This is a genomic window from Saccharopolyspora sp. NFXS83 (assembly GCF_026241095.1).
Classification (GTDB): domain Bacteria; phylum Actinomycetota; class Actinomycetes; order Mycobacteriales; family Pseudonocardiaceae; genus Saccharopolyspora_C.
Genome location: NZ_JAPFGB010000023.1, coordinates 28,571 through 44,750, shown reverse-complemented (window position 1 = coordinate 44,750; position 16,180 = coordinate 28,571). Strand labels below are relative to the sequence as shown.

13 protein-coding genes are annotated in these 16,180 nt (G+C 71.9%); 2 read left to right on the top strand and 11 right to left on the bottom strand.

What is annotated here, in order from left to right; all coding sequences use genetic code 11:
- The first annotated feature begins 120 nt into the window (after positions 1-120).
- A complete protein-coding gene (locus OOZ19_RS22545; protein ID WP_266092142.1) occupies positions 121-984 on the top strand; it encodes an NAD(P)-dependent oxidoreductase in 864 nt (287 codons plus the stop codon).
- A 235-nt stretch (positions 985-1,219) separates the two neighbouring features.
- Here the strand turns inward: OOZ19_RS22545 and OOZ19_RS22540 are convergent, their stop codons facing one another.
- From OOZ19_RS22540 to OOZ19_RS22515, 6 genes are read right to left on the bottom strand one after another with little or no spacing between them, the layout of a single operon-like run.
- Positions 1,220-1,861: a class II aldolase/adducin family protein gene (locus tag OOZ19_RS22540; protein ID WP_266092141.1), complete on the bottom strand. Its 642-nt coding sequence runs from the start codon at positions 1,859-1,861 to the stop codon at positions 1,220-1,222.
- Positions 1,855-2,343, bottom strand: a complete 489-nt coding sequence (locus tag OOZ19_RS22535; RefSeq protein WP_266092191.1) for a ribose-5-phosphate isomerase — start codon at positions 2,341-2,343, stop codon at positions 1,855-1,857. The genes OOZ19_RS22540 and OOZ19_RS22535 overlap by 7 nt, the downstream gene beginning before the upstream one ends.
- Before the next feature lie 5 nt (positions 2,344-2,348).
- Complete coding sequence (locus OOZ19_RS22530) at positions 2,349-4,100, bottom strand: dihydroxyacetone kinase family protein (protein ID WP_266092140.1); 1,752 nt, start codon at positions 4,098-4,100, stop codon at positions 2,349-2,351.
- On the bottom strand, positions 4,097-5,563 hold the full coding sequence (locus OOZ19_RS22525) for an FGGY-family carbohydrate kinase (RefSeq protein WP_266092139.1): 1,467 nt from the start codon (positions 5,561-5,563) through the stop codon (positions 4,097-4,099). Before OOZ19_RS22525 ends, OOZ19_RS22530 begins: the two co-directional genes overlap by 4 nt.
- On the bottom strand, positions 5,560-6,618 hold the full coding sequence (locus tag OOZ19_RS22520; protein ID WP_266092138.1) for a 2-hydroxyacid dehydrogenase: 1,059 nt from the start codon (positions 6,616-6,618) through the stop codon (positions 5,560-5,562). The genes OOZ19_RS22525 and OOZ19_RS22520 overlap by 4 nt, the downstream gene beginning before the upstream one ends.
- Positions 6,619-6,643: 25 nt before the next feature.
- The gene (locus OOZ19_RS22515; RefSeq protein ID WP_266092137.1) at positions 6,644-7,342 is read right to left on the bottom strand and encodes an HAD family hydrolase; all 699 of its coding nucleotides are present in this window, start codon (positions 7,340-7,342) and stop codon (positions 6,644-6,646) included.
- 134 nt (positions 7,343-7,476) lie between these two features.
- On the opposite strand from OOZ19_RS22515, the gene OOZ19_RS22510 reads away from it, so the two are divergent.
- On the top strand, positions 7,477-8,265 hold the full coding sequence (locus OOZ19_RS22510) for a DeoR/GlpR family DNA-binding transcription regulator (protein ID WP_266092136.1): 789 nt from the start codon (positions 7,477-7,479) through the stop codon (positions 8,263-8,265).
- Between the two features lie 62 nt (positions 8,266-8,327).
- Here the strand turns inward: OOZ19_RS22510 and OOZ19_RS22505 are convergent, their stop codons facing one another.
- The 5 genes from OOZ19_RS22505 to OOZ19_RS22485 all read right to left on the bottom strand — a co-directional run bounded on the left by OOZ19_RS22505 (position 8,328) and on the right by OOZ19_RS22485 (position 16,132).
- Positions 8,328-10,355: a PIG-L family deacetylase gene (locus OOZ19_RS22505; protein ID WP_266092135.1), complete on the bottom strand. Its 2,028-nt coding sequence runs from the start codon at positions 10,353-10,355 to the stop codon at positions 8,328-8,330.
- On the bottom strand, positions 10,355-12,487 hold the full coding sequence (locus OOZ19_RS22500) for a GtrA family protein (protein WP_266092134.1): 2,133 nt from the start codon (positions 12,485-12,487) through the stop codon (positions 10,355-10,357). Before OOZ19_RS22500 ends, OOZ19_RS22505 begins: the two co-directional genes overlap by 1 nt.
- Positions 12,484-12,885, bottom strand: a complete 402-nt coding sequence (locus OOZ19_RS22495; RefSeq protein ID WP_266092133.1) for a GtrA family protein — start codon at positions 12,883-12,885, stop codon at positions 12,484-12,486. Before OOZ19_RS22495 ends, OOZ19_RS22500 begins: the two co-directional genes overlap by 4 nt.
- 3 nt (positions 12,886-12,888) lie before the next feature.
- A complete protein-coding gene (locus OOZ19_RS22490; RefSeq protein WP_266092132.1) occupies positions 12,889-13,854 on the bottom strand; it encodes a glycosyltransferase family 2 protein in 966 nt (321 codons plus the stop codon).
- A gap of 214 nt (positions 13,855-14,068) precedes the next feature.
- A complete protein-coding gene (locus OOZ19_RS22485) occupies positions 14,069-16,132 on the bottom strand; it encodes a glycoside hydrolase family 43 protein (RefSeq protein ID WP_266092131.1) in 2,064 nt (687 codons plus the stop codon).
- Positions 16,133-16,180: the final 48 nt, after the last annotated feature.

The following is a 16,180-nucleotide window of genomic DNA, read 5'->3' as shown; positions in this document are numbered from 1 at the left end:
CAAGGTCATGGACTCGCCGCGGCAGCGCCCGGCGGACGGGGGCCGGGCGGACGCGCACAATCAGCGCAGGGCGGCTCCGGCCCCCGCTCCGACGATCAGCGACATGTTGGGACGCGAACGATGACAACCGTGGCCTTCCTCGGAACCGGGACGATGGGCGCACCGATGGTGCGCAACCTGCTCGCGCACGGCTTCGCGGTGCGCGCCTGGAACCGGACCCGGTCCCGCGCCGAAGAACTCGCCGCCGACGGCGCCACCATCGCCGAAAGCCCGGCCGACGCGGCGCGCGGCGCGGACGTGCTCGTCACGATGCTGCTCGACGCGGAATCGACCGCCGCCGCAGGGCGCGCCGCCGCCCCCGAACTGCCCGCGGGCGCCCCATGGCTGCAGATGGCGACGATCGGCCTGACGGGCATCGCCGAGATCGCCGAGATCGCGGGCGAGCTGACCCTGGTGGACGCACCCGTGCTCGGCACCCGCGGTCCCGCCGTGCAAGGCACGCTGACGGTGCTCGCCGCCGGACCGGAACAGATCCGCGACCAGGCGGGACCAGTGTTCGACGCGGTCGGTGCCCGCACCCTGTGGCTCGGCGCGGACGCGGCGCACGGAGACGGGACTCGGCTCAAGCTCGCCGCGAACAACTGGGTGCTGTCGTTGACCAACGCCGTCGGAGAATCGATCGCGCTCGCCGAATCCCTCGGCGTGCGGCCACAACTGTTCCTGGACGCCATCTCCGGCGGTGCCGTCGACTCCCCGTACGCCCACATCAAGGGCGGCGCCATCGTGTCCGGGGACTACACCCCCTCGTTCACCGTGAGCGGCGCGCACAAGGACGCGAGCCTCATCGCCGAAGCGGCCGGCGAGTTGCGGCTCGACGTGGCCGAAGCCGTGCGCGAACGGTTTCGCCGCGCAGCAGAAGCAGGCCACGGCAACGAAGACATGGCAGCGGCGTACTTCGCTTCTTTTCCCGGGGCGTCGGGGTGACTTCGCTCAGGTTGCCCGGTAGCGGAACCTCAGCGGGTGAGCGGCTTCTCGACGTGGGCTATGCGCTTCGCGCATCCGAGCACGGCTTCGCCGCAAGGCACGGCCTTCGGCCGCGAGGCAGGCTTGCTTCGCCGCGCCTTCGCGGGCTTCGCCGCTGACAAGACAGGGGTGGGCCCTTGGTGCGGCGACGCTCTGGCGGGGTGTGGTGGCCGCGTCAGGCGTCGCCGCACTGCGGTCAGCGGGCGCTGATGTGGTGGAACTGGGCTGCGCAGCGGGACAGTTCCTCGTCGTCGAGCAGACTCGGTTCACCTGCTCGCCGCGCCGTGAGCCACAGTTCGCTGAGCCATTCCAGCTGCCGGGCCCGGTTGTAGGCCGCGGCCGGCGTCGAACCGACCGCGACCGTGCCGTGGTTGCGCAGGACGCACGCGCCCCGGCCCTCCAGCGCGGCCGACATGTTGCGGGCCAGCTGATCGGTGCCGAAGGTCGCGTACTCGGCGACCCGCACCACACCGCCCATCTCCGCCAGCTGGTAGTGCACCGCGGGGACGTCGTCGCGCAGCAACGACAACGCCGTGGCGTGCAGGGAATGCGTGTGCACCACGGCCTGCACCCCGTGCTCGACGTAGGCCGTCAGGTGCATCGGCAGCTCCGAGGTCGGGGGCAGATCGCCCTCGACCAAGGTGCCGTCGAGCCGGACCACCGCGATGTCACCGACGGTCAGACCGTCGTAGTCCACTCCGGACGGTGTCACCGCGACCAGCTCACCGCTGCGCACCGACACGTTGCCGGACGTGCCCACCACCAGACCATCGGTGATCATTTTCTGGGCGATGCGGATGACCTCCGCGCGCTCCTCGACCAGCAACGGGCTCAACACGTCCCGCCGGTGGAGCCACCCTCGTACTCGCCGATGGCCGCGACCTTCTGCGCCGACGCCGAGTTCTCGTCGAAGCGCAGGTCCAGCCACTCCGCCGCGAGCAGCCGCGCCAGCTCCAGGCCCACCACGCGCTGCCCGAAGCACAGCACCTGGGCGTTGTTGCTCAGCACGGAGCGCTGCACCGAGTAGCTGTCGTGCGCGGTCACCGCGCGCACCCCCGGCACCTTGTTCGCGCTGATCGCCACGCCGAGCCCGGTGCCGCACACCAGCAGCGCCCGGTCCGCCTCACCCGCGGCGACCTTGCGCGCGGCGTTGACGGCGACGTGCGGGTAGTCGGTGTGCTCGTCGGAACCGACGCCCACGTCGACCACAGAGGCCACCCTGGGGTCCTTCTCCAAATCGGCCTTGAGCACGTCCTTGTAGTCCAGCCCCGCGTCATCGGAGCCGACGACGACGCGCCAGCCGGCCTGCTCGTCCGCCATGATCGTCACTTCACCTCAGTCGTGTCGAGTTGCGTGTTCCGTCCACCGAGGACTTCCGCTGCTCGGTTCAGCGCCATCGCCAGCGAAGTGGCTCCCGGGTCGGGAGTGCCGACGCTGCGTTCCGCCAGCGGGCGCGCCCGCCCGGTGCGCGGGGTGAGCTCGGCCGTCCGCTCCGCGGCGGCGGTCGCCTCCCGCGTCGCCCGCCGGACCGCCTCGCCCGTTCCGGCCCCGTCCCCGACCGCGGCTTCCAACGCGTCGACGAACGGGATCAGCGCGTCCACCAGCGTCTTGTCACCCGCTTCGGCGCGGCCGAGCCGTTGCACAGCTTCCAGCGCGGCCCGCGACCCGGCGAGCAGGTCGGCGGCCGTGGCCTCCCGGTCGTCGGGCAGCAGGTCGCCGAACGACCGCAGCCCCGCGCCCCACAACGCGCCCGAGGTGCCGCCCGCCTTCGCAGCCCACTCGTCGCCCGCGGCCATCAGCACGGCGGCGGGACCCGCACCCGCGGTGGCGGCGCGCTCCGCCGCCTCCAGCGCGGCGCCGCTGCCGCGCGACATGCCCCGGCCGTGATCACCGTCGCCGGCCACCGCGTCCAGCCTGCCCAGCTCGTCCTCGGACTCGTGCATCAGCTCGCTGAGCGACCGCAGTCCCGCGACCACGAGCCGCGCGGTGTCCTGACCGATCTGCGGGGCCACGACGGTCGCCGCCGCGACCACCTCGGCGGCCTCCTCCACCACTTCATCGTCCACATCGGACTCGACGATGCTTCCCTTGCGGTAGGCGGGGGAATCGGCGGGCGCACTCCAGAGCCGCTCCAGCTCCGGGTCCAGCCAGGTCAGCGTCAACGAGCATCCGGCCATGTCGAGGCTGGTCACCAGCTCACCGACCTCCGGCTGCACCACTTCGACACCCGCCTCGGCCAACAGCCGGGACGCGGTCTTCCACACCACGAACAGTTCTTCGTACTTCGTGGCGCCCAGCCCGTTGAGGATCGCCGCCACGCGACGCGTCCCCGTTCCCTCGGGCGCTTCGGCGAGCACCCCGTCGACGAGCGTGCGGGCGAGCTCCGCCGCACTGGGCATGTCCACTTCGGACACACCGGGTTCGCCGTGGATGCCCAGGCCCAACCCCATCCGGCCGTTCGGAACCTCGAACAGCGGTTGCGGGCTGCCCGGCAACGTGCAGCCGTCGAAGGCCACGCCCAGGCTGCGGGTGCGGTCGTTGGCGTGCTCGGCGACCCGCACCACCTCGTCGAACGAGTAGCCCTCCTCCGCGGCGGCCGAGGCGACCTTGAACACCACGAAATCGCCCACCACACCACGGCGTTTGCCGATGTCCTGCGCCGACGCGCTCGCCACGTCGTCGGTCACGACCACGTTGTGCGCGGCGATCCCCTCCCGGCGCAGCCGCTCCACGGCCAGCCCGAAGTTCATGTTGTCCCCGGCGTAGTTGCCGAACGAGAACACCACACCCGCACCGGTGTCGGCGGCCTTCGCCACCGAATAGGCGTCCTCCGCCGACGGGGACGTGAAGATGTTGCCGATCACCGCGCCGTCGGCGAAACCAGGACCGACCACCCCGCAGAACGCCGGGTAGTGCCCGGATCCGCCGCCGGTGACCACGGCGACCTTGCCGCGGCGCGCACGCCGCGCCCGCACCACGCCGCCGCGCACCTCGCGCACGTAACCGGGGTTCGCGGCCACGAAACCGGCCACCATGTCCTCGGTGAACGTCGCCGGATCGTCGTACAGACGAGTCATCCGGATGCTCCTCCCCCCGACCGCCACACCGGTCGGGCCCGATCGATCGATTCCAGATATGCGCGATACCCGCGCTCGTAGAACTCCACCGCCGCCGCGTCCGGCTCCACCGTGTGCCGGGCGTTCGCCCACAGCTCGCGATCCACCGGTTCACCCAGCGAATCCCACGCGGTCATCGCCGCCCCGCGCGCACCGACGCCTTCTTCGTGCGGCACGTGCAGCGGCCGTCCCAGCACGCTGGCGAAGATCCGGCTCCACGCCGCCGACCGCGCGCCGCCACCGCAGGCGGCGACTTCTCCCGTCAAACCGGCGGACTCCAGGTTGTGCCGCGCCGCGTACGCGACCGCCTCGCACAACGCCCGCACCAGGTCCGCCGGGGTCGTCTCCAACGACAGCCCGGTGAACTGGCCGCGGGCGTGCGGCTCGACGAACGGGGCTCGTTCACCGGAGGACGACAGGAACGACAACGCCGACACTCCGTTGGCCCCGGCCGGGCTCGCCGCAAGCAGGGCCTCCAGGTCGTGCACGCCCGCGCCGACCATGCGCAGCACCCAGTCCAGGTTCGCGGTGCCGACCATCGCCGGCATCACCCGCAGGTACCGGTCCGGGTCCGGCGTGGCCAGCCACATGCCCGCGGCATCCGCGTCCGGGTCGATGGTGACCTCGTCGCGCAGCACCTGGCAGCCCAGCGTCGTGCCGATCACCAGGGCGGCGTCGCCGTCCGCGCGCACTCCCGAGCCGAACGCGCAGGCGGGCAGGTCGAAGGGACCCGCCGATACGGGCAGGCCTGGAGGCAGCCCGAGCTCGGCGGCACTGCGCGAATCCAGCGCGAACAGCTTGCCCGGCGGCGCCGGTTCCGCCAGCAGCGCGCGGAATCCGCTCAACCCGCAGGCTTCGAGCACCGCCGCGTTGTAAGCGCGAGTGGGCACGTCGAGGAACGGCAGCGACGCGTCGGAGGCGTCGACCGTGATCTCGCCGGTGAGCCGCTGCACTATCGCGTCCACGCAGTAGCCCGCGACCTCCGCCCGGTCCAGCCGCTGCGGTTCGTGCTCGGCCACGTGCGCCAGCAGCGGCGCCGCCGAACCCGGGAACATGCCCGAGCCCGTCAAGCCGTACACCCGGCGCAGCACGCCCTCCGATTCCCAGCGCTCCAGCACCGGCGCCGACCTGGCGTCCAGCCAGGACAGCCCGGGGCCGATCTGGGCGCCCGCGGCGTCGCGCAGCCACAGGCCGTCGCCCTGGCCGGTGATCGCCAGGGCCTGCACCGGCGCATCCGCCTCGGCGGCGACCGAGCGCACCACGCTGATCACCGAAGCCACGACCTCGTCGAGGTCCTGCTCCACCCGCCCGCCCGTCGAGCGGTGCAGGGTGCTGCGCACGCTGTGGGTGACTCGGGCCGAGCCGTCGCGGCCCAGCAGCGACGCCTTCGTCACCGAGGTACCGACATCGACTCCGATGATCATGGGCTCAGGCCCTCCAGCCGTTCCAGGACCTCCGGGTTGGCCACGTGGCGCGGCCGTCGTCCGTCGAGGAACAGCGCCGCGTCGCCCGCCACGATGGCCGCGGCGCGGTCGGCGGTCCGGCGGGTCGCCCCGGCCAGGTGCGGGGTGGTGATCACGTTCGGCGCGTTGAACAGCGGCCAGTCCCGCGGCGGCGGCTCGATGTCGTACACGTCGAGGGCCAGGCCCCCCAACCGGCCCGATTCGAGCAGCTCCGGCAGCGGCGCGTAGTCCAGCAGCCCGCCTCGCGCGGAGTTCACCAGCACTGCGCCCTCGGGCAGCAGCGCCAAGTTCTCGGCGTTGATCAGGTGCTCGGTCTCCGGGGTGAGCCGCGCGTGCAGGCTCACCACGGAGCTCGCGCGCAGCAGGTCGTCGAGCTCGACCAGCCGCACGCCGTCCCGGTCCGCTTCGGCCCGGCCGACGAACGGGTCGGAGACCAGGACGTGCGCGCCGAACGCGGACAGCACCCGCGCCACGATGCGCCCGATCGCTCCGTAGCCGACCAGACCGACCGTGGCGCCTTCGAGTTCGAGTCCTGCCTGCTCGTAGGCGTAGTAGTCGCCGCGCCAGTTGCCGTTCTTCAGCTCCGCGTTCGAGTCGGCGATGCGCCGCATCGCGGCCAGGATCAGGCCGACCGCGAATTCCGCTGCCGCCGCCGCGTTGCGCGCGGGGGTGTAGCTGACGATCACGCCCGCCTCGGTGGCCGCGGCGAGGTCGACGTTGACCGGCCCGCCGCGGGCGACGCCGACGAACCGCAAGTTCGGGCTCTTGCCCAGCACTTCCGCGGTCACCGGAGCCATCTGGGTGGCGAGGATCTCGGCGTCGCCCAGTGCTTCGAGCACCTGCTGCTCGGTTCCGCTGGCCTCGCGCACGCCCCCGACCGGGCCGAACGGTTCCACCGGCCAGCCCGTCTTCATCGTGCTGAAGCTCAGGTCGTGCCCGACCGCCCGTTCGGTCAGCGCGCTCACGAACAGCTGCGGGTCCACGAAGCGGTCACCCGCGGCGAGAACCTTCGTCATGTCCAGACTCCTCCGTCCGAGTCGGTCAGCCCACAACGGGCGTCGTCAACGATTCGAGCAGCCGGACGCGCACTTCGTCGAGGTCCGCGGCCACGAAAGACGCGCCGGTCAACGCGTCCTCGGCGGGTGGGTAGTCGGCGCTGGGGATGGCCACCACCGTCATCTCGGCCGCCGCGGCCGAGCGCAACCCGTTGCTGGAGTCCTCCACGGCCAGGCATTCTCGCGGGTGCCTGCCCAACTTGTTCGCGGCAGCCAGGTACACGTCGGGGCTCGGTTTCCCGCGCGGCACCTCGGCGCTGGACACGGTCGCGCTGAAGCAGTCGCTCAGCGCGTGCAGATCGAGCACGGCGTCGATGAGCCTGCGCGGGGCCGATGAGGCCAGGCCGATGACCACCCGCTCCGACACCTCCAGCACCATGCGCTCGGCGCCGGGCAGCAGCTCGATCTCCCCCGCCTCCAGCGCGACGATCATGTCGTCGACCACGATGCGCTCGGTCTCCGAGGCGGATTCCTCGGCGAGGCTGAAGCGGGCCAGGAACGCCGACCACTCCGGAGCGCTCATGCCCTGCACCTGGCGGGTCTGCTCGGCCGTCCAGGTCTGGTCGCGGGCGGCTGCGAAACGCGCCCACATCCGCTCCCACAGGTGCTCGCTGTCGACCAGGACGCCGTCCATGTCGAAGACGACCGCTCGGTGCGCGCCCGGCGCGCGGTCGGGCTGCGTCATCGGTGTACCTCCCAGTCGTTCAGTGACGGCGCTCAAATTAACATCGGGGTAGTTAATTGTCACTACATCGATGATACTTGGTCGGCTTCGGCCGGTCCCGCGGTCCAGTGCAGCAAGGAGGCAAGATGGCGGCCATGGCGTCCGCATCCAAGAAGCAGTCCCCCCGGCTCCTGCGCCAGCAGCAGATCATCGACCACGTCGTCGAGGGCGGCTTCGCCAGCGCAGCGGAGCTGTCCGCGCTGACCGGGGTCAGCCTGATGACGGTGCACCGCGACATCGACGATCTGGTCAGCCGCGGACTGCTGCGCAAGTTCCACGGCGGCGTCTCCGCGCAACCCTCCACCGTGTTCGAGAGCAGCTCGGACTTCCGCCTGCACACCCACACCAAGGAGAAGGAAGCGCTGGCCGCCGCCGCGCTGCCCCTGATCGCCCCCGGCATGTCGGTGCTGCTGGACGACTCGACCACGGCTCTCGCCCTGGCCCACCTGCTGCCCGACGTCGGACCGCTGACCGTGGTCAGCAATTACCGGCAGGTGCACGAGACGCTGCGAGAGGCTCCGGACATCCGGTTGATCAGCATCGGCGGCGAGTACTCCCGCACGCACGACTCCTTCATCGGACTGCCCTGCCAAGAGATGATCAGCGGGTTGTCGGTGGACCTGATGTTCTTGTCCACCTCGGCGATGAACGCCGAGATGACCTTCCACCAGGAGCAGGAGATCGTGCTGGTGAAGCGGGCGATGATCAACAGTGCCAGCACGCGGGTGCTGATGATGGATTCGAGCAAGGTCGGCCGCGCCGCGCTGCACCGGCTCGCCCCCGTCGCCGACTTCGACCACGTGCTGCTGGCCGGGGAGCTCGATCCCGCACTGGTGGAGTCGATGCGCGAGCACTCCGATGTGCGGCTCGTCCCCCTGGGCTGAGCCTGCGCTCGCACGTGCCACCTCGTGCCGCCCCGCGAGGCGGAGACCCGCGCCCGCCCTGCTCAGGAGGCCCACCCGACCCCGCCCGCAGCACCGTTCACAGCCTCCCTGGCATCTTTAACATTGATATTGGTATTTTCCCGTGCCGTACGACCAGGCTGCGCGGTGTTCGCGAGCCGGGGCCGCCCGCGGAGACGGCAGCCACCGACACCGCCGCCCCGGCAGGTGCGCCCGTCCCGCCGCGGCCGTCCGGCCGGGACGGGCGCCGCGAGCCTCTCCCACCGCCGGTACGCGCCGTCGGGTCCGGGCTCGCTGACGAGCAGTGCGCCGTCGTCGGCGGTGGCCGCCAGCGTGCCGTCGGCGCTCAGCGACGGCCGGTCCGCCACCGAGCCGCGGAGCACGGTCCGGTGCACCCCGCGCGGACTCAGGCGGAACACCTCGGTGCCGCCGAGTCCGGTGCGCACGGCCAGCACCAGGCTCGTCGCGCTCGCCGCCGCCAGCGCCGGGCCGGATCCGCCGCCGGAGGAGCGCAGCCGTGCCCGGACCCGCCACCCGCGGGCGGGCTCATCCGGCTCGGCGAGCACCACGAGCGCACCGTCGTCGGCCTGCCGGAACGCGAGCAGCGCCGTGCCGTCCGCGGCGGCCGTGGCCCCGATCGGCCCGGCCGGGCGCAATCCGGGCGGGACCGGCGCCGAGACGAACTCGTCCCCGGCGGACTCCCAGTGCGTCATGCCGTCGGGCGTGGCGGCGAAGACGTGCACGACCCCGCCTCGCCCGCGGACCACCGCGACGTCGCCGACGTCCTCGGCGTGGAGCCGAATCCACGGCCCATCACCGATCCGGACGTTCACCCCGGATCTCGCGTCCGAACGCGCCACCACCAACCGGCCGTCCGCGGTGGAGGAAGTGGCCATGTTTCCCAGCGCCGCCCCGTCGCCCGGTGGCGCCACGGTCCGCCACCTCGGCCTCCAACGCCCGCCCGCGTCCTGGCTCGTCGAGTACGACGCTCCGGTCCGGAAGTCCCGCACCACCACGCGGAGCCCGTCCCCTCCCCGCAAGAACGCGACATCACCGGACCCCACCGGCGGCGCGGGCAGCGGTACCGGCTCGATCCGCGACCCGTCCCGTTCGCCGAGCAGCAGTCGCCCACCGCGCACGTCCGCGAAGTGCAGCCGCCCGCGGTCGTCCCGCTCGACCCGGTGCCCGCTCGCGGGCCAGCGGTAGCGCATGCTGCGCAGCCAAGTCCCGTACGGTTCGCCCAGCCCGACCATCGGATCGTGCGGCGCGTAGCGCGCGAAGATCCGCCGCTTGGTCTCCACGACGTCCGGTGAGAGGTTCGGCGCGGCGTCGGCGACGTTGTAACCGCGGTAGTGCACCACGCGGACCGGCCCGTCGTGCCGCGCCGCTGCCGCCGTCGCGAACCGGGTGGTCGCCACGTGGTCCGGGTGGTCGTGCCCGTCCCAGTGCGCTTGGTACCGAGGATCCGGCAACGGATCTTGCGTCCGCAGCACCGTCGGGTCGTACCGGCGCAACAGCTCGGCCAGAGCGCCGATCAGCTGGTCCCGGCCGTACTCGGACGGGCCGGGCAGCGGAGCGCCCTCCGGCACCACGGTGCGCACCGGCCCACCGCCCGCCCACAGTCGACTCAACGCGTGCTTTCCGCCCGCTGCGAGCGGATCGTTGTCGTCCGGCAGGTTCAAGAACACCAGCCGGATCGCCGGACGCGTCCGCAGCGCGTGCACCTCGGCGAAGCGACCGGGCAGGACCTCGGTGGCCGAGCGTTCCCACTCGTCGGGTGCTGCCGCCATCTCCGCGAACGCGGCACGGCTCCCGGCCTGCCTGCCGGCCGCGTACGGCTCGGCGGGCCGCACATCGCTCTCCCCCGCCGTCAGGTACACCGTGGTCACCGGCGCCCCGGATCGCACGGCCGTGCGGAGGTCCGGGTTCATGAACAGGATGTCGTCGTCGGGATGCGCCACCACCTGCACGTACCGCGCTCCACCGGTGTCCGCCGCCCCGGGCGTCGGGGCGAACGACAGCGGCACGCAGGCCGTCACCGCCAGAACCGACGCACGCCAACTTCCCCGCATCAGGCCCACCTCCTGCCGCCGAGCAACGCCAGCAGCGCCCCTGCGAGCGCCAGCGCGATCCCCACTCGATACCCCGGCGGACTCCAGTCCAGCCGCACCGTGCCCGCACGGGTCCCTTCGGGAAGTTCGACCCGCACGAGTCCCGCGGAGGTCGCGCGGACCGGCAACTCCGCTCCGTCCGCGGTGGCTCGATATCCGGGCCAGGCCAGACGGGCGAACACCAGCTCCGCCCGCGGCCCCGCGCGGTCGAAGCGCACCTGTTCGGACCGCGCCGAGCGTTCGTCGTCGGCGAGCACGCGCACGTCGGACGCCACGCTCAACCGGCCCGCGGGCCACGGCACCGGCTCCGACCGCTGCAGCCGGGTGACGGCCGCATCCCGGTGGACCACCCGCCAGCCGGGCGGCGCGACCGGGAAGTCGAGCGATCGGCGCTGCACCACGACGTGGCGCACCCGCAACTGGTCCGCCAACGGCGCACCGGTCTCGTCCGCCTCCCACAACCGGCGGTACGCGTCCGGGCACTGCGCGCCGAAGTACCCCAGGCACAGCCGTTCGTGCAGCGAGCGGAATCCGATCCCGGTGTAGGACACCAGGCTCGGCACCCCGGCCACCGCGTGCATGTTCCCGAACAGCAGCTGCCGCCATGCCGCACCCGACTCGACGTCGCGCGCCGCGATGCGCGACCGGTCGGCGATCTGCACGACCGTTCCCGAACGCAGGTGCGCGAAGTCAGCGCGGATCCGCCGCACGTCGGAGGGGAAGGAGTACACCGCGACGTCGTGGTTCGCCGGGAACCAGCACACCTGGCACACCAGCGCGACGACAGTGCCCAGCTGCAGCCCCCACGGCACGAGCGCACGCCGGCCCAGCGCCACCAAGCCGAGCACCGATCCCATCAGCACCACCGACACGACGTGCCGCGCCCACAACGACGGCCAGGCGGCGAACGACAAGTACCCGCACAGCGCCACCGCCAGCAGCGTGATCAGCGTTCGCGTCCGGCGGTGCTCGGTCCGCACTCCCGAGCTCAGCGCCACCGCCAGCACGACCGCCAACGCCAGGTACACGACCGGGAGGTGCCGCAGCGGCCACCGCAGCATCCCGACCTGCGACGGGCCGAGGCACAGCAGCACGCCCGCACCGGCGACGACGAACACGCCCGCGCAGTGCCGCGCCCGCGCGCGCAACACCCGCCAGTCCAGCCAAGGAGCCAACGGCAGCGCGAACCAGGTGAAGTACAGCGCGGGCACCGTCATCCGGAACGAGCCGAACGAACGGATCTGCGGCACGAACCCGGCGACGCTCAGGTTCAGCAGATCACCCGCATCCGGAGCCAGCAGCCCCGCGTTGAACAGCAGCAGACCCGTGCGCCAGCCGACCGGCGCCGTCGCCAGCACCGGCACGAACACCAGCGGCACCACCATCGCCACCGGCACTGCCGCGAGCAGCAACCGCCGCACCCCGAGCCGCGCGAACCTGAGCTCCAGCAGCAGTCCCGCGCCGACCAGCACCAGCGCGAGCACCGCGTACGGATCACCGGCCGACACGCACAGGTACCCGAACACGAACGCCACCCACACCGGAGCGCGATCGCGACCAGCCCGCCGCAGCGCCCACCACGCCCACGGCACCCAGGCCAGGCCCATCAACCCGCCCGCCCAGGTGGCGGCCTGGAAGTACAGCACGAAACCGGACACCGGCAGCGCCACGCCGAACACCGCGGCCACCGGGCGGGAGGCGCCGTACTCCCGGCACAGCACGTGCGTGCCCACTCCCAGCAGCACCAAGAACTGCGTCTTGACCACGACGGCCGCGACCGCCAGGTCACCGATGGCGACGACGAGCACGAATTCCACCAGGTGCACGGGATTCCACACGCCGAACAACGCCTCCGCCGCGATGTCACCGCCCATCCACGAGTCCGGTTCCAGCAGCGGCGGCCATTGCCCGGCTAGCACCCGTTCGCCCAGCCGGTGCCACATCGGCAGGAACTGCGCGGCGCTGTCGTCCCAGAAGTAGAACGCCGGATTCACCAGCACCGGCAACTGCGCCAGCAGCGCCACGACCACCGCCACCCCGCAGGCGGCGCCAAGGTCCCGACGCCACGGGCCTGCCACGATCGGCGCCCTCATCGCAGCCTCCCGTCGCCCCGCGCGCCGCGAGTCAGCACGGCACGGGTGATCAAGAAGGTGGCGGGCATCGCGACCACACCCGCCGCGACCGTCGCCACCCGCGCGTCGATCTCCGCCGTTCTGGTCAGCACCGCCATCGCGGCCGTACCGGCGACCAGATCTCCCAAGTGCGACAGCGGGTACCGCAGCAAGGACCGCGCGCTCGGCGCCACACCGAAGGTGAACCGGCAGTTCAGCAGGTACGAGCACCCCATCGCGGTAACCGTCGCAGCCACGTGCGCCGACAGCACCGACATCACCGCGGACAGTCCGATGTAGACGCCGTAGTGCACGGCGGTGTTCACCCCGCCCACACCGGCGAAGCGCAGCAGGGGCCACCCGCCCCTGTTCGCCGACACCACCTACACCCGCTCGGCGGACGCCGCGCACAGCGCGTCGTACCCGCGATCGCCCGCCGCGCCACCGATCCCGAACGCGAGGCCGCCGGACTCCTTCACCAGGAAGTGCGGCCGGCCCATCGTTTCGAGGTGGATCCGGCCCAGGTACTCCCCGACCACGCCGAGCAGCAGCATCTGCACCCCGGCCACGCACAGCAGCACCGGCGCCAGCAGCGGCCCACCGCTCGCCAACTCCCGGAACGCCTGGCCCGCGCCCGCCGCGGCGACGAGCGCACCGAGGTAGCCCGCGCAGCGCAACGGCCTGCGGTGGAAGGAGAACAAGCCGTCCACCCCGTGCTCGACGAGAGCGCGCCACGTCCACCGCGACCGACCGCCCTGCCGGGCACCACCCCGGAACGGCACGTGCGCGGTGTCGAACCCGATCCACGCGAACAGGCCTTTGGAGAACCGGTGCTGTTCGGGCAGCGCGAGCAGCGCCTGCACCGCTCGCCGGGTCAACATCCGGAAATCACCGGCGCCATCGGGCACCCGGATCTCGCAGAACCTGTTGAGCAGCCGGTAGAAAACCCGCGCGGTCAGTCGTCGCGACAACGGCTCACCGGAGCGGTCCCGGCAGGCCACGACCTGGTCGTGCCCGGAGTCCAGCACCGCCAGCATCCGACCCAGCAGTTCCGGTGGATGCTGCAGATCCGCGTCCATGATCACGACGCGACGGCCGTGCGCGCGCCGGAGACCGGCCAGCACCGCAGCCTCCTTGCCGAAGTTGCGGCTCAGCGACAGGTACCGGAACCGCGGATCGGACGCCGCGAGCTCGCGCAACCTCGGCAGGGTCCGGTCGGTGCTGCCGTCATCGACGGCCACCACCTCGTAGTCGGCGGCGACGCCGGGCAGCACCCGCAGCAATTCCGCGTGCAGGCGGGGAATTCCGTCTTGTTCGTTGTAGCAGGGAACGACGACCGTGAGATCCATGGACAGCTCTCATCCGGACGGCACCACCGCCGGCGGCGACGCGGTGCGAGGGGCGTTTCGGGCACCGCGAACGTAGGAATCCGCGGCCCCGCACCCCCGTCCGACACACCGGCGAATAACTCCTGCGGGGGAGAAATCACGGCGTCGCGCACCCGAAATCGACACGGATCCCACTCGACGGCCACCAGTGGAATCCACCGCGCGGCAAAGAGAACTACAGCTCGCCGCACTGCCCCCGGACGGCCCCGCGCACCTCGTTGGCCCGCCCCTCGCCGACCGGCGCGGGATTGCCCCAGCAGCGCAGCGCCCCGCCGATGACGGAGCCCGCGACGACCGGACCGGAGTTGCCGGTCAACGTCACCGAACCGTCCACCTCCACACCGTCGACCCGCACCGGGCCCACCGCCCCGCGCACCCGGACCTGCCCGGCTACCGAACCTCCCGAGAGCCACACCGCGCCCGGTGATTCCGCGTGCACCGCCCCGTCGACGGTCGAGTTCACCGCGATCAGCGACGCACCCGGCGCGACCCGCACCGAACCGCGGACCTGAGCGTCCACGAGGCAGGTCACGCCCTCGGAAACCACGATGTCCGCCTGCTCACCGGCCACCGTCGTCGCGCAGTCCGCGACCGGGACCGTGATCGCCACCGGCCCCGCGTCCTGATGCACCTCGGCGTAAGGGCCGGCGGCGAGCCGACGCTGGTAGCTCAACCGCAGCGGGACCACCCCTGCTGGCGAACCGTGCACCACCGCCCCGTCCGCGGCGGGTTCCACGGTCAGCCCGCTCGCCGGATCGACCTGGGGCTCCACCCGGTTCAGCGAGTTCCCCAACGGCATCGCCGTTCCGGAGGCGGTGCCGACGCGCCACCCGACCTCACCCCGGCCGCCGCTGACGTCGATCAGCGGCCGATCCGCGACCAGCGAATACGGCGCGACACCGGAAGGAACCGGCCGATCCTCGGTCGTCCCGTCGATGCGCAGCGACGACCGGTCCGGGTCGATGTGCAGCCGCGACGTGTAGAGCCTGCGGTCGATCTCCGCGGACGGGCGGCCGTGGTGGACGTAGTACAGCTCGGCCGAGTCCGGCGCGGCGATCACGCTGCCGTGCCCGGTGGAGTACATGCCCTGCCGTTCGTCCTGCGACAGCACCGGATTCGCCGGGCTCTTGCGCCACGGACCGAGCGGATCGTCGGCCACCGCGTACCCGACTCCGTAGAAGCTGTTGGCGAAGTTGTTCGCCGAATACGTCAGGAAGTACCGCGGCCTGCCGTCCCGAGTGGTCGTCCGGACGACCGTGGACCCCTCCGACCACCGCCGGTCCTTCTCCGCACCGCCGGTCTCGGCGTAGTCGTCGACGTGCGCGTTCTCCCACTGCTGCGGATCGGAACCGTAGTCGACGATCGGGGTGAACCCGTCCTTGCGCACCCCCGGCGGATCGTCCGGGGACCGGTTGGCGTCGCGGTAGCCCGGCGCGATCTGCGGCATCGTCGTGCCCGTGGGGTCGTTCCACCACTCCGCCGTCAGTTCCACGACCAGGACGTTGGACTCCTCGATGTACTTCCCGAGCCCGTGGTCCCACACCCAGTTCCGGTAGGCGTTGCGGGAGTAGTACAGGAAGATCCGCCCGTCGTCGAAGAACACGTTCGGGTCGATGAACGGGATGTAGGTGCCCAACGGCGCCGTGCGGCCCTCCTCCAGGGTCGCCGGTGGCTTCTTCTGCTCGGCGTCCATGATGAGGTTCACGTCGTGGTAGTCGGGATCGTAGGGGTGGTAGTCGATCGGTCCCGGCGTGATGTTGCGGAACGGACCGGCGGGCGAGTCGGACACCGCGACGCCGACCTTGCTGGGTTCCTCGAAATCGGCATAGCCGAAGTGCTCGGCGACCCCGTCGCGCAAGCGCGCCGAGTAGAACAGGAAGTACCGGCCCGTGGCGGGGTTGTGATACACCTCCGGCGCCCAGAACCAGTCCCGGCCCCACTGCTCGCCGTCGCCCATGTCCAGCGCGCCACCGGGAAGCCGCTGCCACGTCACGAGATCCGGTGAGCGGTAGATCGCGAACTCGTGACCGGGATCGGCTCCGTCGGTCGAGTAGGCGAAGTAGTCGCCGCTGCGCGGATCCCGCAGCACGAACGGGTCGGCCGCGGGCAGCGCCGCGTCGTTGTAGTAGGTCGCGTCACTGGCCGGCCGCGGTGCGGCGGCGGAGCCGGGCGCCGTGGCGGCCAGCAGGATCGGTAGCGCGAACAAGATCCCGCGCACCCGCGACCACCGGATCGCCACTCGATCCTCCTCAACACGCAACGGACTCGGACGAACACCCGCAGTGAA

Excerpts from the sequence above, each read along its gene's own strand:
- OOZ19_RS22525 (WP_266092139.1), bottom strand. The coding sequence starts at position 5,563 with ATGATCATCGGAGTCGATGTCGGTACCTCGGTGACGAAGGCGTCGCTG.
- OOZ19_RS22520 (WP_266092138.1), bottom strand. The coding sequence starts at position 6,618 with ATGACGAAGGTTCTCGCCGCGGGTGACCGCTTCGTGGACCCGCAGCTG.
- OOZ19_RS22505 (WP_266092135.1), bottom strand. The coding sequence starts at position 10,355 with ATGCGGGGAAGTTGGCGTGCGTCGGTTCTGGCGGTGACGGCCTGCGTG.
- OOZ19_RS22535 (WP_266092191.1), bottom strand. The coding sequence starts at position 2,343 with ATGGCGGACGAGCAGGCCGGCTGGCGCGTCGTCGTCGGCTCCGATGAC.
- OOZ19_RS22510 (WP_266092136.1), top strand. The coding sequence starts at position 7,477 with ATGGCGTCCGCATCCAAGAAGCAGTCCCCCCGGCTCCTGCGCCAGCAG.
- OOZ19_RS22500 (WP_266092134.1), bottom strand. The coding sequence starts at position 12,487 with ATGAGGGCGCCGATCGTGGCAGGCCCGTGGCGTCGGGACCTTGGCGCC.
- OOZ19_RS22515 (WP_266092137.1), bottom strand. The coding sequence starts at position 7,342 with ATGACGCAGCCCGACCGCGCGCCGGGCGCGCACCGAGCGGTCGTCTTC.
- OOZ19_RS22490 (WP_266092132.1), bottom strand. The coding sequence starts at position 13,854 with ATGGATCTCACGGTCGTCGTTCCCTGCTACAACGAACAAGACGGAATT.
- OOZ19_RS22530 (WP_266092140.1), bottom strand. The coding sequence starts at position 4,100 with ATGACTCGTCTGTACGACGATCCGGCGACGTTCACCGAGGACATGGTG.
- OOZ19_RS22545 (WP_266092142.1), top strand. The coding sequence starts at position 121 with ATGACAACCGTGGCCTTCCTCGGAACCGGGACGATGGGCGCACCGATG.